This window comes from Nostoc sp. LEGE 06077, from assembly GCF_015207705.1.
Taxonomy (GTDB): Bacteria; Cyanobacteriota; Cyanobacteriia; order Cyanobacteriales; family Nostocaceae; genus Nostoc_B.
In genome coordinates this window covers 79,653-106,160 of the sequence record NZ_JADEWI010000010.1, presented here as the reverse complement: position 1 = coordinate 106,160, position 26,508 = coordinate 79,653, and the positions used below count along the sequence as shown (strand labels likewise).

The 26,508-nt window shown below is 40.8% G+C and carries 27 protein-coding genes; 14 read left to right on the top strand and 13 right to left on the bottom strand.

What is annotated here, in order from left to right; translation table 11 throughout:
• Window positions 1-365: 365 nt before the first annotated feature.
• Window positions 366-2,804, bottom strand: coding sequence for an ATP-dependent Clp protease ATP-binding subunit (locus IQ244_RS09860; RefSeq protein ID WP_193893014.1), 2,439 nt, complete (start codon window positions 2,802-2,804; stop codon window positions 366-368).
• A gap of 230 nt (window positions 2,805-3,034) precedes the next feature.
• On the opposite strand from IQ244_RS09860, the gene IQ244_RS09855 reads away from it, so the two are divergent.
• The 7 genes from IQ244_RS09855 (at window position 3,035) to IQ244_RS09825 (ending at window position 9,596) form a co-directional block, all read left to right on the top strand.
• Window positions 3,035-3,331, top strand: coding sequence for a DUF3288 family protein (locus IQ244_RS09855; RefSeq protein ID WP_193892878.1), 297 nt, complete (start codon window positions 3,035-3,037; stop codon window positions 3,329-3,331).
• 213 nt (window positions 3,332-3,544) lie between these two features.
• Window positions 3,545-4,648, top strand: a complete 1,104-nt coding sequence (locus IQ244_RS09850) for an AAA family ATPase (RefSeq protein WP_193892875.1) — start codon at window positions 3,545-3,547, stop codon at window positions 4,646-4,648.
• Window positions 4,645-5,133 (top strand): hypothetical protein, encoded by a 489-nt coding sequence (locus tag IQ244_RS09845; RefSeq protein WP_193892872.1) that lies wholly within the window; start codon window positions 4,645-4,647, stop codon window positions 5,131-5,133. Before IQ244_RS09850 ends, IQ244_RS09845 begins: the two co-directional genes overlap by 4 nt.
• A gap of 231 nt (window positions 5,134-5,364) precedes the next feature.
• On the top strand, window positions 5,365-7,686 hold the full coding sequence (locus tag IQ244_RS09840) for a heavy metal translocating P-type ATPase (RefSeq protein WP_193892868.1): 2,322 nt from the start codon (window positions 5,365-5,367) through the stop codon (window positions 7,684-7,686).
• 12 nt (window positions 7,687-7,698) lie between these two features.
• A complete protein-coding gene (locus IQ244_RS09835) occupies window positions 7,699-7,959 on the top strand; it encodes a hypothetical protein (protein ID WP_193892865.1) in 261 nt (86 codons plus the stop codon).
• Between the two features lie 504 nt (window positions 7,960-8,463).
• Window positions 8,464-8,682 (top strand): helix-turn-helix domain-containing protein, encoded by a 219-nt coding sequence (locus IQ244_RS09830; RefSeq protein ID WP_228058831.1) that lies wholly within the window; start codon window positions 8,464-8,466, stop codon window positions 8,680-8,682.
• A complete protein-coding gene (locus IQ244_RS09825) occupies window positions 8,679-9,596 on the top strand; it encodes a hypothetical protein (protein ID WP_193892859.1) in 918 nt (305 codons plus the stop codon). The genes IQ244_RS09830 and IQ244_RS09825 overlap by 4 nt, the downstream gene beginning before the upstream one ends.
• On the opposite strand, the gene IQ244_RS09820 is transcribed toward IQ244_RS09825, so the two are convergent.
• From IQ244_RS09820 to IQ244_RS09775, 10 genes are all read right to left on the bottom strand, one after another.
• A complete protein-coding gene (locus tag IQ244_RS09820; RefSeq protein ID WP_193892856.1) occupies window positions 9,586-10,650 on the bottom strand; it encodes a DNA methyltransferase in 1,065 nt (354 codons plus the stop codon). The two genes, IQ244_RS09825 and IQ244_RS09820, sit on opposite strands and share 11 nt — an antisense overlap.
• 130 nt (window positions 10,651-10,780) lie before the next feature.
• Window positions 10,781-14,476, bottom strand: a complete 3,696-nt coding sequence (nifJ, locus tag IQ244_RS09815) for a pyruvate:ferredoxin (flavodoxin) oxidoreductase (RefSeq protein WP_193892853.1) — start codon at window positions 14,474-14,476, stop codon at window positions 10,781-10,783.
• A gap of 461 nt (window positions 14,477-14,937) precedes the next feature.
• On the bottom strand, window positions 14,938-15,369 hold the full coding sequence (locus tag IQ244_RS09810) for a YidH family protein (RefSeq protein ID WP_193892850.1): 432 nt from the start codon (window positions 15,367-15,369) through the stop codon (window positions 14,938-14,940).
• Between the two features lie 7 nt (window positions 15,370-15,376).
• Window positions 15,377-15,964 (bottom strand): hypothetical protein, encoded by a 588-nt coding sequence (locus tag IQ244_RS09805; protein ID WP_193892847.1) that lies wholly within the window; start codon window positions 15,962-15,964, stop codon window positions 15,377-15,379.
• Window positions 15,955-16,788 (bottom strand): DUF692 domain-containing protein, encoded by an 834-nt coding sequence (locus IQ244_RS09800; RefSeq protein ID WP_193892844.1) that lies wholly within the window; start codon window positions 16,786-16,788, stop codon window positions 15,955-15,957. The genes IQ244_RS09805 and IQ244_RS09800 overlap by 10 nt, the downstream gene beginning before the upstream one ends.
• A gap of 6 nt (window positions 16,789-16,794) precedes the next feature.
• Window positions 16,795-17,847, bottom strand: a complete 1,053-nt coding sequence (locus IQ244_RS09795; RefSeq protein WP_193892841.1) for a TIGR04222 domain-containing membrane protein — start codon at window positions 17,845-17,847, stop codon at window positions 16,795-16,797.
• A gap of 70 nt (window positions 17,848-17,917) precedes the next feature.
• On the bottom strand, window positions 17,918-18,946 hold the full coding sequence (locus IQ244_RS09790; RefSeq protein WP_193892838.1) for a TIGR04222 domain-containing membrane protein: 1,029 nt from the start codon (window positions 18,944-18,946) through the stop codon (window positions 17,918-17,920).
• Window positions 18,947-18,978: 32 nt separating this feature from the next.
• Complete coding sequence (locus IQ244_RS09785) at window positions 18,979-19,179, bottom strand: hypothetical protein (protein WP_193892835.1); 201 nt, start codon at window positions 19,177-19,179, stop codon at window positions 18,979-18,981.
• On the bottom strand, window positions 19,179-19,793 hold the full coding sequence (locus tag IQ244_RS09780; RefSeq protein WP_193892832.1) for a hypothetical protein: 615 nt from the start codon (window positions 19,791-19,793) through the stop codon (window positions 19,179-19,181). Before IQ244_RS09780 ends, IQ244_RS09785 begins: the two co-directional genes overlap by 1 nt.
• Before the next feature lie 86 nt (window positions 19,794-19,879).
• Entirely contained in the window at window positions 19,880-20,671 is a 792-nt protein-coding gene (locus tag IQ244_RS09775; protein ID WP_193892829.1) for an ion transporter, read from the bottom strand.
• An 85-nt stretch (window positions 20,672-20,756) separates the two neighbouring features.
• On the opposite strand from IQ244_RS09775, the gene IQ244_RS09770 reads away from it, so the two are divergent.
• Window positions 20,757-21,188, top strand: a complete 432-nt coding sequence (locus IQ244_RS09770) for a nucleoside deaminase (protein WP_193893011.1) — start codon at window positions 20,757-20,759, stop codon at window positions 21,186-21,188.
• Between the two features lie 61 nt (window positions 21,189-21,249).
• Here the strand turns inward: IQ244_RS09770 and IQ244_RS09765 are convergent, their stop codons facing one another.
• Window positions 21,250-21,912: a response regulator gene (locus tag IQ244_RS09765; RefSeq protein WP_193892826.1), complete on the bottom strand. Its 663-nt coding sequence runs from the start codon at window positions 21,910-21,912 to the stop codon at window positions 21,250-21,252.
• Window positions 21,913-21,923: 11 nt separating this feature from the next.
• Window positions 21,924-23,114: a sensor histidine kinase gene (locus tag IQ244_RS09760; RefSeq protein WP_193892824.1), complete on the bottom strand. Its 1,191-nt coding sequence runs from the start codon at window positions 23,112-23,114 to the stop codon at window positions 21,924-21,926.
• 278 nt (window positions 23,115-23,392) lie between these two features.
• On the opposite strand from IQ244_RS09760, the gene IQ244_RS09755 reads away from it, so the two are divergent.
• From IQ244_RS09755 to IQ244_RS09730, 6 genes are all read left to right on the top strand, one after another.
• Window positions 23,393-23,923, top strand: coding sequence for a Spy/CpxP family protein refolding chaperone (locus IQ244_RS09755; RefSeq protein WP_193892821.1), 531 nt, complete (start codon window positions 23,393-23,395; stop codon window positions 23,921-23,923).
• A gap of 63 nt (window positions 23,924-23,986) precedes the next feature.
• A complete protein-coding gene (locus IQ244_RS09750; RefSeq protein ID WP_193892818.1) occupies window positions 23,987-24,286 on the top strand; it encodes a hypothetical protein in 300 nt (99 codons plus the stop codon).
• 58 nt (window positions 24,287-24,344) lie between these two features.
• Window positions 24,345-24,860 (top strand): Coq4 family protein, encoded by a 516-nt coding sequence (locus IQ244_RS09745; protein ID WP_193892816.1) that lies wholly within the window; start codon window positions 24,345-24,347, stop codon window positions 24,858-24,860.
• A 184-nt stretch (window positions 24,861-25,044) separates the two neighbouring features.
• Window positions 25,045-25,311, top strand: coding sequence for a regulatory protein SipA (gene sipA, locus IQ244_RS09740; RefSeq protein WP_193892813.1), 267 nt, complete (start codon window positions 25,045-25,047; stop codon window positions 25,309-25,311).
• A 32-nt stretch (window positions 25,312-25,343) separates the two neighbouring features.
• Window positions 25,344-25,901, top strand: coding sequence for a peroxiredoxin (locus IQ244_RS09735; RefSeq protein ID WP_193892810.1), 558 nt, complete (start codon window positions 25,344-25,346; stop codon window positions 25,899-25,901).
• Window positions 25,902-26,014: 113 nt separating this feature from the next.
• Entirely contained in the window at window positions 26,015-26,503 is a 489-nt protein-coding gene (locus tag IQ244_RS09730) for a hypothetical protein (RefSeq protein WP_193892807.1), read from the top strand.
• Window positions 26,504-26,508 lie beyond the last annotated feature (5 nt).

The following is a 26,508-nucleotide window of genomic DNA, read 5'->3' as shown; positions in this document are numbered from 1 at the left end:
ACTCTGCGAAAATCTGTAATTTTTTGTCTTTTAAGTAGGTGGACACAATTATTTAGAACACGCATTTCGACTTCGCTCAATGCTCGATAAGCTGACTAGAAGAGGGTTGAGCGTAGTCGAAACCCTGTCACCTCAAGTTAGGTTTAATTTAGTCCTTCTACTTACTATTACACTAAAATTCTGATACACATTGATGTCTGATCAAGGGGCATAGCTGTGCATTCTTCCCCAAGTATTTGTATGGTGGTGAAAGTGATAGCGGGGTACAGAGAATCATTTTACTCACCCAGTATAATAAATTGCCAAAAATCCCTTGGTTGATCAACCAGGGGATTTTGGAGCTTCAAAGTATTAGACTGTCAAAATTAGCGCGCATTTGCTAAAAGTAACTCCCGCGTATCTGACTTGCGGATTTTAACTTGACCATCGTCATCTACATCGACAATAGCTGTGTCACCATTGCCGATTTCGCCAGATAGCATTGCTTCCGCTAAAGAATCTTCCAATAGGCGCATAATTGCCCTACGTAAAGGTCTTGCACCATAGCTAGGGTCATAACCTTGTCGGACTACCAATTCTTTAAAGGCTTCGGTAACTTCTAGGACAATACCTTTTTCCGTCAAGCGATGACCAACATCGCGGAGCATAATCTCAGCAATTTCCTTGACTTCATCTTTAGACAGTTGAGTGAAGACAATAATCTCATCCAGCCTGTTGAGAAATTCTGGGCGGAAGTAAGATTTTAGTTCCTCATTCACTAAGTTACGAATGCGGTGATAGCTGGCTTCGGCTTGATTATCAAATTCAAACCCTAAACCACCGCCACCTTTTTCAATTACCTTAGAGCCGATGTTAGAAGTTAGGATGATCAAAGTATTCTTGAAGTCTACCCGCCGACCTTTCGCATCGGTTAACTGACCATCATCCAAGATTTGCAGCAACATATTGAAAACATCGGGATGCGCTTTTTCGATTTCGTCGAACAGCAGCACTGTGTATGGCTTGCGCCGTACAGCTTCAGTGAGTTGTCCGCCTTCATCGTAGCCGACGTAACCTGGAGGCGAGCCAATTAGCTTCGATACGGTATGGCTTTCCATAAATTCGGACATATCCAAGCGAATCATCGCTTCTTCTGCACCGAAAAAGTAAGCGGCCAAAGCTTTAGCCAATTCAGTTTTACCAACTCCTGTGGGGCCAGAGAAGATAAAGCTGGCAATTGGACGCTTAGGACTCTTTAATCCAACTCTGGCACGGCGGATGGCACGAGAGACAGAAGTAACGGCTTGTTCTTGCCCAATTAACCTTTGATGCAGTGTGTCTTCTAGGTGTAACAACAACTCTGACTCAGATTCTGTCAGTTTGTTGACGGGAACACCAGTCCAAGAGGCGACAATTTGAGCAATATCTTCTTCGTCAACCGTGGGGATAGAAATAGTTTGCTCTGTATGTAACTGAGCTTCAATTTCTAATTCTTGGTCGCGGAGTTCACCTGCTTTATCAAAGTCTTGGAGTCTAACTGCTTCATGTTTAGCTTTGGTCACACTTACTAGTTGACGCTTGAGTTCCTTGTTTGCGGAAATTTGCGAGTTCCGTAACCGGACACGAGAACCAGCTTCGTCAATTAAGTCTATGGCTTTATCTGGCAAGAAGCGATCGCTAATATAACGATCTGACAATTGGGCGGCTGCTAATACAGCTGCATCGGAGATTTCTACTTTGTGATGCTGTTCGTAAGCACCACGCAAGCCGTAAAGAATTTGGATGGTTTCTTCAACGGAAGGTTCACCTACCAAAATTGGTTGGAAACGCCGTTCTAAAGCTGCATCGCGTTCGATGTGCTTACGGTATTCATCGAGAGTTGTGGCCCCAAGACACTGGAGTTCACCCCGTGCTAAAGCTGGTTTGAGGATATTGGCTGCATCTAAGCCGCCTTCTGTTCCACCAGCACCTACAAGGGTATGAATTTCATCAATTACCAGGATGATGTTACCGACAGAGCGGATTTCATCCATGATTTTTTTCAGGCGTTCTTCAAAATCACCACGGAAGCGAGTTCCTGCTACAACTAAGCCCATATCTAGGCTGATAACTTGTTTGTTCAACAAGAGTTCAGGAACGTCTTGGTTAACAATACGTTGTGCTAAACCTTCCGCGATCGCCGTTTTCCCAACTCCTGGTTCACCAATCAACACAGGATTATTTTTCGTTCGGCGACCAAGAATTTGAATAGCCCGCTCAATTTCTTTTTCTCGACCAACTACAGGGTCTAGTTTGCCTTCTTGTGCTAGTTTACTGAGATTTCTGCCAAACTCTTCTAGGGTGAGGGCTTGTTGGTTACGTCGGGGACTATTACCACCGACAACTACATTATCTTCACCTAAACGACGTAGGACAGCAGTCCGCACTAGTATGAGGTCTACTCCTAGATTTTGCAACACTTTGGCCGCAACACCCTCACCCGCTTCGGTTAAACCCAAAAGCAAGTGTTCTGTGTTGATGTAGTTATGTCCTAGGCCATGAGCTTCTTTAAACGATTGTTCAAAGAGGTTTTTTACTTTCGGAGTAAAAGGAATTTCTGGCGGTACAAACCCAGAACCTCTACCAATAATTTTTTCAACTTCCCGTCGTGCTTCTTTGAGGGTAACGCCCAACTCACTCAGCACTTTGGCAGCAACTCCCGTTCCTTCTCCAATTAAACCCAGGAGAATTTGTTCCGTTCCTACGAAGTTATGTCCCAGGCGACGTGCTTCCTCTTGAGCTAACATGATTACTTTAATGGCTTCGGAAGTGAAGTGTTCAAACATAGCGGGTTCTTGCTCCCTTGCTGCTTGTAATTGGGGTGAGATAATGTTCACCCTCATTAAAACTTTTTGTATTTTCTTAAAGACAATGTATCTTTATTTATTATTGACTGGCAGTGGTGAGAGCCGTAAGAGGTAAGGTGTGTTTGCCCTCATGTTTCATTATCCTGCGTTGGCAGGAATCTCACCTCTAGACTCAGAATGAATTAAGAATCAGACTAAAGGTATAAACTATGGCAGAACAGCACGGAAGTAAAGATCAGCAACATCCACTTTACAACCGCGATCGCCCCTTTATTGATATTCTACTCGCTCAAGAGGCAACAGACTATAATTTGGCAGAATTAGCGCGGTTACGCATCCGTTATCAAGGCTTTCCCGGCGCACGAGACATCAAAAAAGACCTAGATAAAGTCTTGCAGCAGTGGGGTTTGAGCGAAGCTGAACTTTTTGCCAAAACCCGCCAAATCCACGACATCGGAGGGATTTACAAAAGTCGCGGCAAAAAAGAAGAACAAGATTGGAATTAGTCTGAAGTCTGAAGACAGTTGCAACAACAGTGGCAGAATACTCGTAGCGGACATTAGTAGGACTTACGCAAAACATCTCTCAAACTCTCATTTCTCCGTGAACTCTGCGCCTCTGTGGTTCGTTCTTCCGTAGCCTGTGCGTAAGTCCTAATTAGTTAAGTAAACTTATGATTATTAGCTTGTTCACTTCCCCAACCCCGGAGTCACTTTTCTATGCTTCAAAGATTGTATGTACACAACTTCAGATGCCTAGAGAATTTTGAACTGTCCTTAAAGGGGATGTCATCCGCACTTTTAATTGGGAAAAACGGTGTTGGCAAATCAACGATTGCCAAAGCGTTAGAGGTACTTCAAAGTATTGGTCGAGGCATTAACAGAGTCGGTCAATTGATTCAGTCAAAAGATTTTGCTCATGAAAGGTCTGAGATCCCAATTAGATTTGAAATAGAAGTATTACTTAAAGATAAATTATATAAATATATCCTGGCATTTGACTTGCCAGAAGGCTTTAGAGAACTTCGAGTTTTTGAAGAACAACTCTTGATTGAAGGAAATCCAGTTTACTCTCGCAAAGAAGCACAAGTTACACTTATTTCCAAAAATCATGAAGCTCAATTTCTGGTGGACTGGCATCTTGTAGCTCTCCCAGTGATTCAAGAGCAATCAGAAGCAGATCCACTTCACATTTTCAAGACTTGGCTGGCACGTATGATTATACTAGCGCCAATACCAGCCTTAATGACTGGAGACTCTCACGGCGAAACGTTGGAGCCTAAGCAAGACGGCTCCAACTTTGGGGAGTGGTTTTCTGGCTTACTTAGTCGCTATCCTGCCGCCTACACACAGGCTGATAAATATCTTCGAGATGTTATGCCTGATATTCAGGATTTTTTAAATGAAATTATCGGCAAAGATGCTAAAAGTATGGTTGTTCGCTTCGAGGCAAATCATGCAACTTTGAGTGTTGACTTTAAGGACTTATCAGATGGGGAGAAATGCTTTTTCCTTTGCGCCGTTGTTTTGGCGGCTAACAAATACTATGGCCCACTTTTCTGCTTTTGGGACGAGCCTGATAATTATCTTTCTTTGTCAGAGGTAGGGCATTTTGTTGTATCTTTACGGCGATCGTTTAAGAATAATGGGCAGATTTTAGCAACTTCACATAATGAGGAAGCAATCCGAAAATTTTCAGATGAAAATACTTTTGTGCTAGACAGAAAAAGCCATTTAGAACCAACTTTAGTAAGATTACTCAATGATATACCTGTTAGCGGTGATCTGGTAGAAACCTTGCTCCGTGGTGACATACAGATATGAGCCTTAATAGGTATAAACCGCACGTTTTTGTTCTACCAGAAGATGATGCTAATCGCCAAATAGCAAACGGTTTCCTTCTCCATCCAAATCTGAACGCACGTGTAATACAAGTCCTTAAAGCTGCTGGCGGATGGGGCGATGTCGTGAGCAAGTTTGCAAAAGATCATGTTCCTGAAATGCGTCGATATCAAGAGGAAAGGCTGATTTTACTCATTGATTTCGATGATCAGTTTGAGCATCGATTGCCTCATGTAAATAGCCAAATTCCAGATGATTTACAGGAAAGAGTATTTGTACTTGGAGTGCTATCTGAACCAGAGAGGTTGAGAAGCAATATGGGAAAAAATTTTGAAGAAATTGGAGAGGCGCTGGCAAATAATTGCGCTGATAACACAAATGAGCTATGGGAACATGAACTTCTCAAACACAACAAGATTGAATTGGAACGTATTATTTCTTCTGTTAAACCATTTCTTTTTACTTGAAGAAGTGCAGCAACTTCAGCAGTAAATAGAGAATGAGTCTTCACCTGGTTTGTCCCTCCTGCCTTTTTTGATAAAGTACAAGTGGGTGCATCTATCTTTGGACAACAAACATCACCACCCTGCACTCAAGAAAAATTATGCTAACAACCCCTTGACTCTCCAGTTGAGTAGAGAATTCAAGATGAAGTTAGTCGTTAGCTAGTGCTACTTAAAATATTGGGATTAGTTCAGATGGAGAATACCACACTTAAACTGCGCGGTATGAGTTGCGCCTCCTGTGCCAAAAGTATTGAAGATACTATTCGTTCTGTCCCAGGTGTCAATGAATGTAGTGTAAATTTTGGGGCGGAACAGGCAACAGTTGATTATGACCCCAAAAAAACAAATTTACAAGTTATCCAAGATGCAGTAGATACCGCAGGTTATTCTGCTTATCCCCTGCAAGAAGAAAATCTCATGGCGGGAGAGGATGATGCAGAAATCAGACATCGCCAGCAAGAATCTCGTGATTTGCTACACAAAGTGACATTTGGTGGCATCATGGGCATCGTATTGGTGATTGGCTCACTGCCAATGATGACAGGATTGCACTTACCCTTTATTCCTCAATGGTTGCACAACCCTTGGTTGCAATTAGTTCTCACCACGCCTGTGCAGTTTTGGTGCGGTAACAATTTTTATGTCAATGCCTGGAAAGCTTTCAAACGCCATACTGCAACAATGGATACCTTAATAGCTTTAGGTACGAGTGCAGCATATTTCTATTCCCTATTTGCTACTTTATTTCCTGGCTTTTTCTTCAGTCAAGGATTGATGGCAGATGTGTATTATGAAACTGCAACAATTGTCATTACTTTGATTTTGTTAGGGCGATTATTTGAAAATCGCGCCAAAGGACAAACCTCAGCAGCTATCCGCAAATTGATTGGTTTACAGGCGAAAACCGCCCGGTTAATTCGTAACGGGATAGAAGTAGATGTACTCATTGAGCAAGTACAAATTGGTGATGTAATACTGGTTCGTCCTGGGGAGAAAATTCCCGTTGATGGCGAAGTAGTTGACGGGACATCTACAGTTGATGAAGCGATGGTAACAGGCGAAAGTGTACCTGTGAAAAAGCAACCAGGGGATGAAGTTATCGGCGCAACCCTCAACAAAACAGGAAGTTTCAAATTTCGCGCGACAAGAGTCGGAAAAGATACTGTATTGGCACAGATTGTGCAATTAGTACAGCAGGCTCAAGGCTCAAAAGCTCCCATTCAAAGATTAGCAGACCAAGTTACAGGGTGGTTTGTGCCGGCGGTAATTGCGATCGCCATCCTCACCTTTATCATTTGGTTCAACGTCATGGGTAATGTTACCCTGGCATTAATTACCACAGTTGGAGTGTTAATTATCGCTTGTCCTTGTGCCTTGGGTTTAGCCACACCAACTTCTGTGATGGTGGGTACGGGTAAAGGTGCAGAAAACGGCATTTTAATTAAAGGGGCCGAAAGCCTAGAATTAGCACACCAAATTCAAACAATTGTCTTGGATAAAACTGGCACAATTACCCAAGGTAACCCGACAGTGACAGATTTTGTCACAGTTAACGGTACAGCTAATGGCAACGAAATTCAGCTGATTCAACTAGCCGCATCTGTAGAACGCAATTCCGAACACCCTTTGGCAGAAGCTGTTGTTAGATATGCTCAATTTCAGGAAGTAACCTTAGCTGATGTCAGAGATTTTGCCGCTGTGGCTGGTAGTGGTGTCCAAGGTGTTGTTACTCATCATCTGGTGCAAATTGGCACACAACGCTGGATGGAAGAGTTAAATATTAATACTCAAAGCCTGGAACAAGATAAAGAACGCTTAGAATACCTCGGTAAAACAGCAGTATGGTTAGCAATTGACGGTGAAATCCAAGGATTGATGGGGATTGCTGATGCCATTAAACCCACTTCTCCTCAAGCAGTAAAAGCATTGCAAAAACTTGGTTTAGAAGTTGTGATGCTTACAGGAGACAACCGCCGCACCGCCGAAAGTATTGCTCATGAGGTTGGTATTAAAAGAGTCTTAGCCGAAGTCCGTCCTGAGCAAAAAGCAGAAGTCATTAAATTGCTGCAAACCGAAGGGACAAAGAAGAATTATCCAGCACGGGCTAAACGCCCCGCTACAGCTAACAGCACTCAGCACTCAATTGTAGCGATGGTTGGTGATGGGATTAATGATGCACCAGCTTTAGCGCAAGCCGATGTAGGAATTGCCATTGGGACTGGTACAGATGTAGCGATCGCAGCTAGTGACATTACACTTATATCTGGTGATTTGCAAGCCATCGTTACAGCCATTCAACTCAGTCGCGCCACAATGCGTAACATTCGCCAAAATTTATTCTTCGCTTTTATCTACAATGTTGCAGGTATTCCCATCGCCGCCGGGATTCTTTTCCCGATATGCGGTTGGTTACTTAACCCAATTATTGCCGGTGCAGCAATGGCTTTTAGCTCGGTTTCTGTAGTGACTAATGCGCTACGCTTGCGTAATTTTCAAGCTAAAACAATTGTCTAAGGAGAAGCAACAATGTGGAATAGCAAGGTAATTATTAGTACTGTTGTCAGTTGTGGATTGATGTTGAGTTTAGCTGGGGGTGTAGGGATGGCGCAAATTCCCAACCCACAGGAATTATCCATCACTCAGTTCCGGCGCATTGAACAACCACTATCCATTAAAGGTGCAGTTACAGCGGTGGGTTTGGGATTAATTGGTTTAGAAATCTGGTGGTTTCTTTTAAGTAAACCTAAGTCTCACAGTGATCAAGGTAATAGTGAATCAACTAAATGATGAAGCGGGAAAAGATGCGATCGCTGATGTATAATTACAATCTCCCCAACTCCCGCAAATTTTTTATGTCAAAGCCAATAACTAAAACGATAGAAACATCTCCGTGAGAAATATGTTGGCATTCAAATTTTAGACACTTTAGCCATAATCTAATTTAAGGCTTCTGCTGGCGATCGCATATCCATTTGCCAGGGTTTCTTACCTTGTTCTCGCAATTGGATAATTTCACAACCACACTTGTCTATCAAGCTACGGCACAACCTGTATGCTGCCGGATTTTTGGATGGCGGAAACCATTAAATTAAATGCTTGCTACGTAATATGCGATCATCTTTGCCTAGTGTATTGTAAGATTTTGTAATTCTACAAACCAGAAATAATCTATTATCCTATTTTGGGATTATCCGAAAATGGGTTTATTGTGTTGAGACAATACATAATATTCAAACTTATTGCACAATGAAATCAGTTTTCAGTTATGAATATGAGATATTCCGGCGATGTATGATTGCAGCCCGTAAAGAAGCTCAACTAACTCAAGCAACCCTGGCTAAATTTCTTAAAAAACCCCAATCTTTTGTGGCTAAGTATGAGAATGGTGAACGGCGATTAGATGTGATTGAGTTCCTATTAGTGACTCGTATAATAGGCATATCGCCCTGCGAAATTCTGAGGAAAATTGAGCAAGAAGTATCTAATATATCTTGCAAAGAAGATACATGAAGACCCAGGAAGTCATCGATCTTGCATCTCAATATATTGATAGCTTATCTGGTCATATTTTTGACGTTTTAGATATATCCAAGCCTATCACTGTTGATGCAGCAGTCAATTTAGCCAAAGTTATTTCTAAACTATCACCGTTGGTTGGCAATTTGATTGAATTTAACACTGTGGAACTTTTGAATAAGCAGAGTGAATTTTCTAATTTAGGACAATGGCAAAGGCAAGATCCTGGCTTTCCAGATACTATTTTTGTCGGAAAAGTTCAACCGACACCAGGATTAGAGATTAAAGCATGGTTCCCATTAGCAACTGAGATAACCGCACGTTTTAAGGATAGTCAGAACCACTTTCAGTTTGACCAGACCTATGTTGCTATACTGGCATGGCTACCTGAGAAAGTTATCTATGGCAAACCTCGCATTTTTGGTGTAGGCGTTGTCTCTGGTTTATCTATAGCTATGGCTAGAGACAGTCATTACCATAATCCGCCCGATTATCTTGTTCTGGAACCAGAAGATACAACACTCAGAACAGCAAACCTACAACAAACTAATACCAATGGTTATAAGTTTCAGGGATCTATAGAAGAATTCTTAGAAGCTCAAAAAATAGTTGAATCATGGGGGATTGACGGAAAACTCTATCAGCCCACTAGAGAATATCAGCTTCTTATGCGTCAACTACTAACGCGATATACTTATAGACTAGACACCAATTTTGCAAAGTTGGACAGAATTGTACATCCAGACATCGAAAGATTCAAGCAACGTGTTTACAATACGGAAGTTGCTGGTATGACAATAGGTCAATGGAATAAACTTTTATCAAGCCGCCGAGAAGAAAGTATCAAGAGAACTTTACAGAATTATTTAGAAATTAGAGAAGAGAATATTGATGAACTTATTGATTAAATCTTTTAAAACCATAATAGAAATAGTCTGAATCAAGCTCACATGAATATGCTCTACGTTTTATTTTACGTGCTGCTAGTGATGCACTAAACAAACCTCCAAATGGTTCCCAAATTACATCATTTTCATCAGATGATGACTCAATGATGACGTTCATTAAATCCAGAGGTTTTTGATTGAGATGTACTGCCTTCCCAGACGAAGTTTTAATTCTTTCATCCCCTCGTAATGCTGGGCGTTCCCAAACATTTGTAAAACCATGAGGACATTTAAATTTTGACCGTAATTTATTCCATTCTTCTCCCGTTAAGGGTTGATTTCCATTCAAAGAAAAATAAGGTTTTCCTTCTGGGTTGCCATACTCATTTGCATATTTCACTAGCCTTTCAAACATTTTTGGAGGTGGAAAATACCATAAATGCCCTTGATCAAAATATTTTCTAGTTGCAGCATCAATTACACCACAAGCATCATTTGCTCGCTTTAACGGTAATTTAGAGCGTTTCCATTCATACAGTAACCATGCTTTTAAAGTAAGTTCATTAATTTTCACTTCTCGCACATATTGAACACATACTTCTGTAACGACAGGGAACCTACGAATTTTTTCTGTATTAATATTTCCTGCTATGTGTCCTTTTCCCTTGTTCCAAATATTACAATTAACGTAGCGCCAACCATATTTTTCCAGAAGTGGATGTACAACAGCCCAACCAATTTCGGAGTTCCAAAACCAAAGAGTTGTACATGGCATCACAGCTTTTGACCACGCTGCAATGTGAGGTTCATACCAATAAGGTAAATCTAGGTGGTCTGAAGTATCTCCTTCAAAACCAAGAATACCATAAGCGCCATCGGAAACAATTACAGTAGGTTGCTCCCAACTACTGTAGTGTTCAAGACTATTACCTAGATATAGAGCAACATATTCATCGCTCCAGGCAGAACAACTTAATTTTGTGTCAAGTTGTCTTACTTTTGCACGTCCTACTGTGCTGGTTGCCTTTCGCTTTAAACTATTGAGGGAAAAAGACTTTGGGTTATGCAGGCTCATTTAACTATTTATGTGGCTATACAAGCTAAGTAATTGCTACTTTATCCGATCTTAGGATATTTGTATAGCTACAAAATAGGTTTTTAAGAAACTCCTCTCCTATTACTTTTGCTTGGTTAAGACCGTGTTTTTATAGATTCTGTTGGGCTAAATATTGATACATTTGCCAACGTGCATCGACTTCGGCTTGTGCTTGTTGTAATAAGTGCTTGGCAATTTCTGGTTTACTCTTAGCAAGCATTTTAAAGCGATTTTCTTGATACATTGATTGCTCTACAGATGTATCTTGACTTGCTGTTTCTCGTCTACGCTCTAATTGCAAGGGGTTCTTACCTTGTTCGCGTAGCAGGGGATTGTAACGATATAGCAACCATCGTCCTGATTCTACCAAAGCTTTTTGGTGATTCATGCCTGTGGTCATGTTGATGCCGTGGGCAATGCAATGGCTGTAGGCAATAATTAATGATGGCCCGTCGTAAGCTTCGGCTTCTAAAAATGCTTTGAGGGTGTGGTCATCCTTTGCGCCTAAAGCTACACTGGCTACGTAGGCGTTGCCGTAGGTCATGGCAATTAAGCCTAAATCTTTTTTGGGTGTAGGCTTACCACTGGCGGCAAATTTCGCTACGGCTGCTTTGGGTGTGGCTTTTGAAGATTGACCGCCAGTATTAGAATATACTTCTGTATCCATTACTAAAATATTGACGTTGCGATCGCTTGCCAACACATGATCAATTCCACCAAAATCAATATCATACGCCCAACCATCACCGCCAACAATCCACACGCTTTTTTTAACTAAATAATCAGCGAGGGATTTGAGAATTTTGGTTTTAGATATTAAGTTAGGGTCTATTTCGTCAGTGAGAATTTTATCTAATTTTTCTTTTAATAAAGCTACTCTTTCTCGTTGTTCCCAAATATCGGCTTCGGTTTTTTGTTCAGCTTTGAGGATGGAATGAACTAAATTATCTCCTAATTCACTGCCTAATTGTTGTAATAATTCGGTGGCAAATTCTGTTTGTTTATCTATAGATAAGCGATAACCAAAACCAAATTCGGCGTTATCTTCAAATAAACTATTTGACCAAGCGGGGCCGCGTCCGTCGGCGTTGGTTGTCCAAGGCGTGGTGGGGAGGTTTCCTCCGTAGATGGAAGAACAGCCGGTGGCGTTGGCAATAACAGCGCGATCGCCAAACAATTGGGTTAATAATTTTAAATAAGGTGTCTCACCACAACCAGCGCAAGCACCAGAAAATTCAAATAATGGTTCTTGTAATTGTTGTTGACTAATTTGGTTTAATTTTAAATTTCTGCGGTCAGGATTGGGTAAATTTAAAAAGAAATCCCAATTTTCTCTTTCTTGTTCTCTTAAAGGTAGTTGCTGCGCCATATTAATGGCTTTTTTACCAGGTTCAGATTTATTTTTAGCAGGACAAATATCTACACAAATAGCGCAACCTGTACAATCTTCGGGAGCAACTTGAATAGTAAATTTTTGATGATTAAAATCTTTATCTTTAGCATTTACTGACTTAAAAGCCTGTGGTGCATCAGCTAACTCACTTTCTGCATAAGCTTTAGCACGAATGGCGCTGTGCGGACAAACCATCACACATTTACTGCATTGTACGCAGACATCCGGTTCCCATACAGGGATTTCTTGGGCGACGTTGCGTTTTTCCCATTTGGCTGTCCCTGTGGGGAAGGTTCCATCTGGGGGTAAGGCGCTGACAGGTAAGTCATCACCTTGCCAAACCATGATTTTACCCAATACTTCTTGGATAAATTCGGGTGCAGTTACACATAAGGAAGTTGTCGAGAATAATTCCTCATCTAGCCATTTACCTTGTTCGGCGGTGGGAATTTGGACTTGATGCAGATTATCTAGTGTCATATCCACCGCTTGCATATTCATGCGGACGATATCTGCACCTTTCTTACTGTATGTTTTTTCGATCGCCTTTTTAATTTTGGCGATCGCTTCTGCTTGTGGTAAAACCCCGGCTAAAGCAAAGAAACATACTTGCATAATTGTATTGATGCGTCCCCCCATCCCACTGTCGCGGGCAACTTGGTTGGCGTTAATGACATACAATTTCAGCTGCTTATCTAAAATTTGCTGGCGCACTTTTGGGGGAAGATTTCGCCAAACAGTCTCTTTATCAAAGGGACTGTTTAATAAAATGGTCGCCCCGGTTGCAGCCGTTTGCAGTATATCTATCTTTTCTAGAAATACCCAATGGTGACAGCCAATAAAATTGGCTTTGTCTATCAGGTAAGTCGAATGAATGGGTTGCGGACCGAACCGCAGGTGAGAAACGGTCATCGAGCCGGATTTTTTCGAGTCGTAGACAAAGTAACCTTGGGCGTAGTTATCGGTTCCCTCACCGATAATTTTGATGGAGTTTTTATTCGCCCCTACTGTACCATCGGAACCCAACCCGTAAAACATCGCCCGGACGACGTTATCGGGTTCGATGGAAAAATCGGGGTCAAAATTGAGGGAAGTGTGGGTAACATCGTCGTGAATACCCACAGTGAAATGATTTTTGGGTGTTGGTTGGGCGAGGTTGTCGAAGACGGCCTTCACCATCGCCGGAGTAAACTCCTTAGAGGAAAGGCCGTAACGTCCACCAACAATTACAGATGGAAGTTTATCTCTACCACTACCACGCGCAGCAACAGTTACAGATGGAACTTTGTCTCTACCACTACCACGCGCAGCAACAGTCACAGATGGAACTTTGTCTCTACCACTACCGCGTTCAGCACGGATTTCGTGAATAGCAGCGACGACATCCAGATATAGTGGTTCGCCGGCGCTACCTGCTTCTTTAGTGCGGTCTAAAACCGCGATCGCTTGTACACTTTCTGGTAACATTTCCACAAACCTTTGGACATCAAAGGGACGGTAGAGGCGTACTTTCACCACGCCCACTTTTTCCCCAGCAGCGTTGAGATAATCAACAGTTTCATGGACGGTTTCACAACCAGAACCCATGATGACAATTACCCGTTCTGCATCTTCCGCACCGTGATATTCAAAAATGCGGTAGTATCTTCCTGTGCGATCGCCAAATTTATCCATGATGTTCTGCACAATCTCTGGACAGGCGTTGTAGTAGGAGTTCGCGCCTTCTCTTGATTGGAAGTAAACATCAGGGTTTTGGGCTGTACCACGTAACACAGGATGGTCTGGAGTTAAAGCACGGGCGCGGTGTTCTAAAATTAATTCGTCGGGAATGAGCGATTTAATCTCGTCATCGGAGAGTAACATCACCTTCTGCACTTCATGAGACGTGCGGAACCCGTCAAAGAAGTGCATGAACGAGACGCGAGTTTCTAAGGTAGCTGCATGGGCGATAAGCGCTAAGTCGTGACTTTCCTGTACCGAAGCGGAACACAACAAAGCAAAACCAGTCGCCCGCGCCGCCATTAAATCACTATGGTCGCCGAAAATGGATAAAGCGTGTGTAGCCAAAGAACGTGCAGCCACATGAACAACTGTGCTAGTCAGTTCCCCAGCAATTTTGTAGAGGTTAGGAATCATCAACAATAGCCCCTGAGAAGCCGTAAAAGTCGTACTCAGAGAACCTGTTTGTAATGCCCCATGCACTGCACCAGCCGCACCGCCTTCACTTTGCATCTGCACAACGCTGGGAACCGTACCCCAAAGATTCGGGCGGCTTTCCGCTGACCACGCATCCGCCCATTCGCCCATTGCCGAAGACGGGGTGATAGGGTAAATAGCAATTACTTCATTTAATTTGTAAGCAACACGGGCAACAGCTTCATTCCCGTCGATGGTTGCAAAGGTTTGACTCATAATTGTAGCCCTAGCCTTTAAACGGCACTATCAGACAGCGTTGTGATACTAATTAGAAATAGTTAAAGCCTAGAAGTTGGTGTTTCATGTTAGCTGCATCTAACTGGAAAATCCAATATATGTAGGTAGGATTATCCCTGGTTAGGATAATATTTGATTGACCACTTGCGGGCTTTGAGTTTGACTCTAAATAGTGAATGTAAGCTTTAGTATCTCATCCGAAATACTTTATTTATTTATATCTATTAACGATGTACTCAATCGCCAAAAGAATATCTAGCAAAGGCTTTCAAACAAGTACTTCTCATTCGTGGGGGTACAGGTTCGGGATTTGATTTCTAATGTAAAACCAGCTTTATTTGATTGTTTAATCTATTCTAAAATTTTAGCTGATTATATTTAAAAGCACAAAATTAAATTTTTAAATATGCCTTAATCTATGAATTACACAATAATGATTGTTACCTAATATTTTTCGTTTGTGGTTGAGGCGACATTAAAGATGGGCGCGGCGTAACATAATTTCGGAAAAATAGTAAAGGAATACTCAGCAAGCCTAAAATCATCACAATTGTGGTGATAAACCAAACAGGTAAACGATTGGGTCGATAGTCACCGCGTTCAATTTGCCAGAACACCTGATTATATCGCCAAGCAGCTAAAGCGATCGCACCTACTCCCACAATTACTAAAGCAACTCCTAAATTTTCCGAGTTAAATAGCGGATGTACTGTTGGTTCCTGTTGCGTAATTGCCGTATTTAATTGGCGTAAAAATAGACCAAACCTTGCAATGGCAAAACCAAACCCAATTAAAGCAATAGAAGTTCTCAACCAAGCTAAAAAAGTTCTTTCATTGGCTTGATGTTCCCTCTGGCGGTCTATTTTATTCATGAGTAAACTAATCTACAACTCCTGATACTCTCCGCGCCTCTGCGTGAGGTAATATTATATGACGTAATTGCGATCGCCCCGACCAACGCCACCATATTGCTAAAGTTGGTTTTGCCGTAAAATCACGATGAACAGCGTAACGCAACCAACAGAATTTCAAGCATTTCCCAGGTTCATAAGCGAGTAGCCAAGCTTTTTCGTAGCGGACTAAATCACTTACCCAAACTGGTGCGAGTTCTTCCTTTTGTGCAGCGTTATTAATAAAGTTAGCAAAAGCGATCGCATCATCCCGATGTTTTTTTATTCCCGTCGGTAAATAAGTCTCTGCATATCGCCAAAACAAAGTATTAAAATTTTTCCCCAACGCCTTAGCTGTTCTGGGTAACAATTCTCGTATTTCCCCTAACCGCTTCCACTTGAGAGAATTGGCAAATATATTGACTTCCTGCGATGAAACTTCCGCTAACTGCTGCGCTTCATCATCACTCAAACCAAACTCCACACCCACCGCTTGCGGGTTGGCAAAAAAACGCTCTCGAAATTCAGTATTAGTATAAAGCTGGGCTAAAACTTGCTGGGTTTGTGCTAACCCCATCTTTGATAACTCCTACCAATTTTTCGTGCTGTATCCAATTCTTGGGCTATTTCTGAAAACGGAGGTAAATTTTCATCCCGTTCTAACACTATCCCTTTCACGGGAATACGGGCTACAACTTCCTCCATTATTTGCCAAACTTCCGGGGGTGTTGACTGGGAATGACTATCAATTAATACCCCATCATGCCAATGTCCGCCGACGAAATGCAACTGTACAACACGTTCCCACGGTAAATCATGGAGAAAATCTTGCACATCATAACCATAATTCACCGCATTGGTATGTAAATTCGTTACATCCAACAGCAACCCACAGTCAGCACGTTCTACCACTTCTGCCAAAAACTGCGCTTCGGTCATCTCTGCACCAGGAAGTTTTACCATATAGGTAATATTTTCCAGAATTAACGGCACATCAACAAAGCGTCGCACTTCGGCAATATTGCGACAGAGTATATCTACCGCCTCTTTGGTGTAAGGTAGTGGTGACAAATGCCCAATATCCACACCGCCAGCTTTGGTAAAACAAATATGTTCACTCCACCAAGGCGGGTTAAGTTGTTTAATTAAGGTTGCAAGTTTGCCTAAATAATCTGTATCTAAACCTTCCGCACTACCCAGCGACAAATTAATGGCGTGGGGAATTATCGGGAAATGTGCAGCCAGTATTTCTAACTCTTGTTGTTTTTGTACTGGTGCATCAAGATAATGTTCTGCCACAATTTCGAGAAAGTCCACTTGGTGACGGTTGAGAAACAAATCACTTTTGAATGGTTCTCGAAAACCCAACCCGACACCCAAAGTAGGAAGTTGAGATAACATAATTTTTTAGTCTCCACCACATCCACCACAACCCCCACATCCACCACCACCGCAGGAACCGCTACAACCGCCACTACAGCCACCTCCGCCACAGCCGCCAGAACTACTATTTTGACTACTGGTAGTAGTTCTCATGGGGACAAAAATATTTTGATATTTGTCGTAGCGAGTTCCTGCAAGTAAATCAAAACCGTAGAGTGCTACAGCCAAGTTATATTCAAACTCGGAAGGAATGCCAATTTCTACTTTTTGTTTTAACTGTGCGAAAGTTGCTTCCGGGATATCAGCTTGAATTTTTTGTTTTAATTGCTTGAATGTGGCTTCTAGTTGTTTCAGGTACTCTACCCCTAGTAGACTTCTATGTTGAGTTATCTGACAGGCATTCTGAAGAAAGTAAAACGAGAATATTCCCATCAGCACGAGATAACCCATATTATTGCGATTATGTAACGAAGCTATTACCAACTTAAAGCCGCCCAAACCGACAATGATAGAAGCCCCTATCCATTTGATTAACTCTGTTCTCGCTTTCAGGTTATCGGAAGTTAGTAGTTGTTCATTTAGGAGTTGCTGCTGATAAACTTTGCAGTGTGGCTGCAATTGTCTGGCTAATAACCATCCAGATGTTCTTGGTGTTGTTGGTGTAGTAAACCAATCAAATGCTTCACGTTGTATGGTTGTTAACAGAGATACATCAGGATGATTTTCTGCTTGCTGAATAAACTCTTCCGTGATTTGTAAATAACCGCGTTGTGACAAGTCCATCACTGCTACCTTTGCTACTCCCATTTCTTGAGAACGCAGGTAAGCAATTTTGTAAGGATCTGGTTCAGCCGGAATTAACGGTAAAGGTTGATTTTGTGTGGGATCTTGCACTAGCTGACTACTTACTAGCACTGTGATGGTCACAATAGCACCATAGAAAAGCAGAAAATCAGGATCAGGCATATCTGGTACTATTGTTGCGATCGCCACCACTAAACCTATCGCCACTGAAATAATCAGTAACTTGAGTATTACCGATTTTGTAATTGTGCTTGGTACAGGTTTATCGAACATTCTTTCAGTCTCAATTCTTCAGACAGCCTGTTGTATGACATTTGTCGTCCAAGTCTTGACGACATCCTCTCTAGTCTCCACCGCCACAACCACCACAACCACCACCACAAGAACTACCGCAGGAACTACCACTGCTGCATGAACTGTCGCCAGAACTACCGCTACTGCATGAACTACTACTGTACGAACTACATCCAGAACTACCGCTGCTGCATGAACTACCACCAGAACTACTACCACTTGAACGATTAGATGATCTGCTAGTGCTGCGGCTACTTATTTTTACAGAATAAGTAGGTGGAAAGAATGCTTTGTAATAGGAATCGTAGGAAGTACCAGCAAGAGCCTCTACACCAAAGATTGCTATTAACAGGTTGTAGTCAAATAGAGAAGGAATATGATATCTAGCTTTTTTTATGAGTTGCGCGAAGGTTGTTTGAAGTTGTTGTAGATACCTTTTTCCCAGATGACTTAGGGGCGAATGGTGCTTACTCACAAACCACAGCAGATAGATAATAGAACATACACCCATAACTATCAAAAAACTAACGTTATAGCGTCCTTTATCCAAAGCTATCAGCAATTTATAACCGCCTAAGCTCAAAATCAGCATCGCCCCAATTAAGCTAACTTTAACGTTGCGTATTTGCCATTTACCTGCATACAGTAATTTCTCATCATGCAACTGTTCTTGATAAGCAATGCAGAATGACTGTACACACTCGGTAGCCAGCAAAAGGGATATTTTAGCTGTAGCAGGTTCCGAAAACCTTTCCAATACTTGCTTTTCTATTGGCTCTAAATTTGATGTATCAGGATGGCTGGGTATTTTGCTAATAGTCTGTCCGCTAACTTGCAAATAACCCTGCTGCACCAAGTTGAATAATACTAAATGAGCAATTCCTTTTGCTTGAGAACGCAAGTAAGCGATTTTGTAAGGATCTGGTTCCGCCGGAATTAATGGTAAAGGCTGATTTTTTGTCGGATCTTGGGCTAGTCGCCCACACAATAACAAAGTTGCGATGATAACAATACCATACAATAGCAGAAAGTTCGGCCCATACATATCTGCAACGAAATTGTGCAGTAATGCATCCATTACTTTTACTCCTTATTAGGGGATTCCTGAAATTAGGAAATATTGAATGTAAAAAATTTTGGCAGCGGTTTTTTAATACATCTCGCTTTTTTAACTCTGGTAAGTATTATATCACACTCAATTTTAGCCACCACCACCGCATCCACCGCAAGAACTTTCACCACTGCAAGAACTTCCGCCACCACTACTACCTCCAGTCGGGTTGTTATGCGGCTGGCAACTGTACTGAGCATTATTCTACAAGTTTCCAAAAAAATTCATCTCTTGAATCTATTGCTTCGGAATTAGAACATGATATCAATTTATATTTTTTGGAAATCATACAGATTTTGTTTGCGCCAAATACATGGGAGGTGTAGTAAACGTCTAGTCGAACTTTATATGATTTCTTTATGGAGATGCGGGAATGGATCTTTTGATCCTCAACAGATACTGGGGGTGCAGGTTCATGACCTCTCTCTGTGAGCCATTGAATTAAATCACCACTAGACATACCAGATGGCACAAAACTTTCAAGGGGTTTAAGTCTTGTAAGTTTTTCTACAGTGTAGGTAAACCACATACCTCTAAATACAGTGAATTCTAGGCATCTTCTAATACCAACTTCTATTCGCAGATCATTAGCTGTAATTTTGTCGCTTTCGTTACGGACATTGTAAACAGGCAGCGTATATCGATTAGGCAGATAGAGATTTGCTTTTATTTTCGGATAATTAGAGGCTAAAAATACCCTTCTTGAGTTCCAAAAATTCCCCCACGTAGCTATAAGAGCAAGCAAAGATATACAAAAGGAGAAAGCAGAAAGGTTTTCTTGTATGAACTTTAAATTTATTTGAATGGGTTGCATTTAGGGTTGCTCTCTTCAATACTTTGATGTTTAGTCAAATTTACATTGAGATTAACCAATCCAGAAAATTTAGCAAAATTTAATTTTTAGTCGCCACTTTTAATTCTCAATTTCGTCCCACACCTTTTGCAAAAAGCTGCATCCATATCATGAAAAGCCAACCCACAACCTGAACAAACTATTTCTACCTGATTAGCATTTTTCACCAAACGCTTAATTAAATCTCCTACTTGCCAAGGAATTAACGCTACACCAGTCAAAATCATCAATACTGTTAGCAGACGACCTACTTCAGAAATAGGAGTGAGGTCTCCAAATCCTACAGTTGTCATAGTTACAACCGAGAAATAAAACGCATCCAGAAATGTAGTATACGCTTGGGGATTTACTGGATGTTCAACTTGATAAATTAATCCAGAATAAACAAAAATAATTGCAAATAATGTAAATAATATCCGTGCGAAAATTAGCCCATCTTCTGTACTGATGCTGGCAAACAAAAACTTTTGATCGATAAATCTAATTAATCGTAAAATCCGAAACCATCTTAATAGGCGAATAAAACTGATATCTACTGTGCCGAGAAAAAAGGGCAATATTGCCATTAAATCAATAATTGCATAAAAGCTAAAAATATACTTAAGTTTATTCTCGGCACTCCAAAAGCGCAGTATGTATTCTGCTGCAAAGATAATGAGGATAGCAGTATCAATTAAATCTAGCAAAAACCTAATATTGTCAGGAATATTATAAGTTTGGGCAACAAAAATTCCTGACGAAATTAGGACTAAAGCCGCCATTGTCAGATTGATAATTTTACCTGTAGGTGTTTCCAAGTCTGTTAAGTAAAATTCTGTTTTTTCTCTACTTAGTAACATATTTTTTCGACCTTTAGCGCCTGTACTTGCATCCCATAAATCATGAGATATGATTGAGCATGATTTTTACCTGAAAATAACGAACATGAACCAAGAATATTTTATGCGTTTAGCCTTAGAAGCAGCCAAAAAAGGTGATTGGCCTTATGGTGCTGTGGTTGTCAAGGATGACGAAGTGGTTGAGGTAGCATATAATACTGTGCAACGGAATAATGATCCATCTGCCCATGCAGAAATGAATGTTATTCGCAGTTTAACAAATAAACTAAAAAACCCTTCTTTAGAGGGTTACAGCATATATACGACTTGTGAACCTTGTCCTATGTGTGCAACAGTTTGTATTTGGGCTGGTATATCAGAAATTATTTATGGGGTTTCCATCCAAGATTTAATCTCTATAAATCAGTCACAAATTCATGTTTTTTGTGATGAGATTATCGCCAAGTCTTTTAGAAATATCAAAGTGACGAAAGGTATTTTAAAAGATGAATGTTTGGCTTTGTTTATTGGAAGTTAGCTATTTGAAGAATGTTGGGTATTAAATGTAAGCAATAATTAGTTTGGCTGGCTTAACTGGATTAATCAAACTCATTTAAATAAGCTAAAAATGTATTTGCAATAATAGCCGCCTGGGTGCGATCGCGCAAACTTAAGCGATTTAAAATATTAGTAACATGATTTTTCACTGTACCTTCCGAAATATATAATTCCTGGGCAATTTCGCGGTTACTTGCACCTGTGGCAATTAATTTTAAAACTTCTTTTTCTCTGGGTGTCAGTTCAGTTAAACTAGGCGGCACAGGTTCTGAGTGAGTTTGTCCACCACTAGGAAATTGATTCAATAGTTTTTTCACTATTCCTGGCCCTAGTTGAGTATAACCTTTGTGAACGGCGCGAATTGCCGCAGCTAATTCTTCTGAAGGTGTATCTTTGAGTAAATAACCCATTGCACCATATTTTAAGGCGGCGGAAACATATTCATCATCGTCAAAAGTTGTGAGTACCAAAATTTTGATGTTACCAAAATTTTGATGAATTTCTTGTGTAGCTGCAACTCCATCCATAATTGGCATTCTAATATCCATTAGCACTACATCTGGCTGTAATTTTGCTGCCAAGTCTACAGCTATCGCACCATTTTCTGCTTCGCCAACAATTTCTAAATCTGGTTCCAATTTTAATAATTCTTTGAGACCTTGACGAATTAAATTTTGGTCATCTACCAGCAAAACTCTAATCATTACACTCAACTTTATAAAGGAATATCAACTATAATTTGACAGCCAGAATTGGGAGTAGTGTTAATCTTAAATTCACCACCCAAGGCTAAAGTGCGATCGCGCATACTTTGTAAGCCAAAACCAGTAGTATTTTGCTGAATATCAAAACCTATCCCATTATCTTGCACCATTAAACGTAAGCTTTTTTTTGTATTAGTCAGTGCGAGGATAATTTCTGTAGCTTTTGCATATTTAGAAATATTTGTCAGTGATTCTTGAATAATCCGATACAGTGCAATATTAGTTTCTGGAGGTGGGGGATAATCCAGATTAATAAAACAACGTGGGCTAACCCCATTAGCTCGATAAAAATCTTCTAAAAGTATAGATATCGCCTGCTCTAAAGTTTTTTCTTGTAAAGGATTAACCCGGATAGTTGAAACCGACTGACGCACATCTTTTAACGCTTTAGAACCAAGTTCTTTAGCTCTAGCTAAAAATGTTTGTGCTTTTTCCGGATTCGACTGCCATAATTTTAAAGCAGTTTCTAACTGTAAATTTAATGCGGTTAAAGAATGTCCTAAAGAATCATGAATTTCACGGGCAATGCGAGTACGTTCTTCTAGGGTAGCTTGATTTTCAATTCGTAAAGCATATTGGCGCATTTTCTCGTTAGCGATCGCCAGTTTTTCCCGATTCTGCCGTTCAGCTAAGACTGTATTCATTAATAATAAAACAAAAATTAAACTTAATCCAAATAACAGCGCCGTGTTGAAAGTAATAAACCGAAAACGCTCTTGTGCTTGAGGTGGTAAAGCTTTGGGTAAACGAGAGTTCAATGTTATCAAAAATAAAGAGAAAGATAAACCTGTGACAACTAAGCGCCCAGGTAACTGAAAAATTAAACAACTACGAGTTACTAAAATTAGATAGATAAAGGGAAACAATCGCGCAACTCTACCACCAAACATTCCAGTAACAAATAATAATAAAACTTCAATTGATGTATAAATTATCTTATTTATCGGCTTACCTGTAGGTAATCTTAAACCCATTAAACCAAAAATAATTAAACAGCCAATAGTCAGTTCAGGAAATTGATTAGCAAATCGTGGCGAAGGATCAGGAAATGTAGATGTCGAAATAGCGAGAGTTAGTAATATCCATTCCAAATATAGTAAAAACCGAAAGGGATGATTGTTAATTTGGATAGGTTGATTCATATCAATTTGAGATTTTATATTAAAAATTAGTAGACTGGTATTTAATCCCGGTATATCGAGTTAATCGATAATTTACGAAGAAGAGTTTCTCTTGTTTATTCTCCTGAATTCTGAATACTGTTATAACTATAATTTACAAGTTAGTGTTACTTAAATAACATAAAAAGAAAGTATGACTAAAGTCACGGGTGTAACCATGACTTTCTCCTCATGTAATGACTAAGAATAAATTCCTATGATGATGACATCCTCAAAAGGAAAAGAAAACAAGGTAACAAATGAAACTGAAGTCATTATCATTAATTGCTGGTGCGATCGCTCTGACTCTGACTGCAACATCCTTTGCTGTGAAAGCTCAAGCTTTATCTCATTCACCCCTATTAGTTGCTCAAGCACAAAAAGAAGGAAATTGGCAAGGTAAAAAAGGCCCTTGGGCAGAATTAGGTCTGAGTGATGCTCAAAAAACCCAAATTCAGCAAATTCAACGCAACACCCGCAGTCAAATGGAAAATGTTCTCACCCCAGAACAAAAGGCAAAAATCAAAGCAGCTATGGAAGCACGCCGCGCCGAAAGACAAGCTAATCAGGGTCAACCACGGCAACCTGGACAGCGTGCAGGCCGTCCAGGTGGTAAGGGTTTTGCTGAGTTGAATTTAACTGAAGCCCAAAAAACTCAAATGCGGCAAATACGTGAGTCTTCTAAACAACAAATTGAAGCAGTTTTGACTCCAGAACAACGGACAAAACTTCAGCAATTACGTCAAAACGGTAAAGAGCGTCGTCAACAACGCCAACAACCCAATAGCTAATTCTGCTCATCCAGCATTGAAGTCCAGAGCAAAAACTATCACTAGTTTTAGAAGGTTATTTTTATGAAGTGCTTTGCCTATGCTGCTCTATGTGCTGGAGCTATTTTCTTACCTTCAGTAGCTTCTGCTGGGGAAGTTTATCACCGAGAAGTTAATCAACAACAACGCATCTATCACGGTGTTAAAAACGGCTCAATTGATAGAACAGAATTACGTCAATTAGAACGGCGTGAAGCATCTCTGGAAGCTGCAAGAAGACGGGATGTTCGTCGTGATGGACATCTAACTCCTCAAGAGAGAAGACAACTCAACCGCCGCGAAAACCGTTTCTCTCACACCATCTACCGAGATAAGCACGACTAGTTATTCAGCCAGGGTGGGAATTAAACCACCCTACTAAAATATTTTTAATTTAAGAAATATGCAGCCTGATATTGCTTCTTCCAATCCTACTCCTCGCATCCAACAATTTTTAGATATCCTCGATCGCGTGACAGAAGCACGCGGGAAAAATGTACCACAAATTGTTCATGTAGAAAAATTGCGATCGCTACCTGCTAACTCTTTTGGTAAAACCTGGGTTGATTTTCTCGATGCACACAACCTCCAACCTTTCACAACAGGTCTTCGGCGTAAACAACTCCATGATGGTGTTCATATTCTTACAGGTTATGGCGCAGACCCCATTGGCGAAGCAGAAGTACAAGCATTTTTAGTCGGCGCAAAATTTGGATTATTTAATCTCCTTTTAGGAATAGGGCTATTAAAAGTTATTTATCAAAATCTTAATTCTCGTCAAGAATTTGCTTGGAAAAGATTGTGGCAAGCATATCAGCGCGGTCATCACTCCAACTTCGACCCAGATACTTGGCAACCTGAGTTAGTTTGGCACCTACCACTAACTCAGGTACAAGAAATATTTTCCATCAACCAATAAATTTTTTACTTTTGACTTTTAACTTACTCAAACTTCTTTGCAGAAGATGGCGATAGGGGATAAGTTCCATCTCCTTTCGCATTCCTTAATTTTCTTCCCAACTAGATTTACTCTCACCCCAACAAAATTGACAACCCCTTTAGGATAAAGTTAGGAGTTAATTCAAACTTCTAGCTTTTTTTATATGCCCAAAGAATTTCCTATTGGTAGTAAAGTCCGGGTTGTGGCGCTACCACCATACGTCAAAACAGCTGATCCCATGCCGATGTTACGTCCTCCAGAAGTGATCAATCTGGGTGAAGAAGGTATAGTTCTTGACCGTCGTCCTGGAGGTTATTGGGGCATCCGGTTTAGCAGAGGAGCCTTTCTTCTCGATAGCCAATACATCGAAAGCACAGATCCCCCTAGTGAATCCACGCCAGGTGACAATAATAGCAACCAAGAATTGTAAACTTATGTAAAGTTGTGATTCTGGTCTACACCATGATTTCTCGGCGCAATTTTTTAAATATCTTCTTTGCCAGCTGTTTCGCTTTGATTAGTTGGTTCAACTTTTCACCTGTGGCTAATGCCCTTGGTGGTAAACTACCAACGCTAAATCAACCTGCACCAGAGTTTACTTTACCTACCAACACAGGCGATGGCCAAATCTCTCTGGCCGACTTGCGCGGTCAATGGGTAGTACTTTACTTTTATCCCAAAGACTTTACAGCTGGTTGCACCATCGAAGCACGGCGTTTTCAGCAAGACTTACCCAAATATCTAGCAAAAAATACGCAAATAATTGGTGTCAGTGCTGACGATGTTGATTCTCACGCCGAATTTTGTGATTCTGAGGGATTAAAATTTCCCCTATTAGCAGATACCACTGGCGCAGTCAGCAAAGCTTATGGTTCTTGGATTGGTTTTGTCTCAATGCGCCACAGCTTTATCATCGACCCAGAAGGTATATTGCGCGAGACTTTTGTCAAAGTCAACCCATCTGTTCACAGTCAAGAAGTGCTGGCAAGATTAGAAAAATTACAATCTTCAGCTTCATAGATTTTATGTGTCTTGGTAGTTCATATTATCAAGACACATCAACACCAAAGATATTTGCGTGACTCCAACTGATTGGTTAGGCTATCTGTATCCTCTTTCTTCTATAGCCTGCTATGGATTTTGAAGGCAAAGCTACCGCCACGACTGCTACAAAAAACCCAGAATTTACTCAATCAGTAACGACACGTAAACCTCTAGAGTTGTTACGAGATACTGAGGCTTTGCTACGTCGGCCTACTGTAGCAACATTAGTGCCAATTTTGCCCCCAAAGTTGAGTAACAGAATGCAAGAAGTCTCAACTGTTGCAGAATCATCCTTGCAAGAATTAGCAAAAATTGATCTAGAGCAAATTAGTGACTGGGAATTACAGCCTATACGTCTACGTGTAGGGTTAAGCTTTGTGGGTTTTGGCGCATTAATGATATTGGTGCTGCTACTGTACTTGAATACGCTGCATCCAGAATTAAGTACAGTTGGGCAGATTCACCAATATTGGTATCAATATGTTTGGTTTGTTTGCTTGGGGATAGCGGGAATGTTTGTAATTGGTCGAGAAACAATGCGGCCAAATGTCAAGCTAAAAAAGCTAAAAAAACGATAACATAA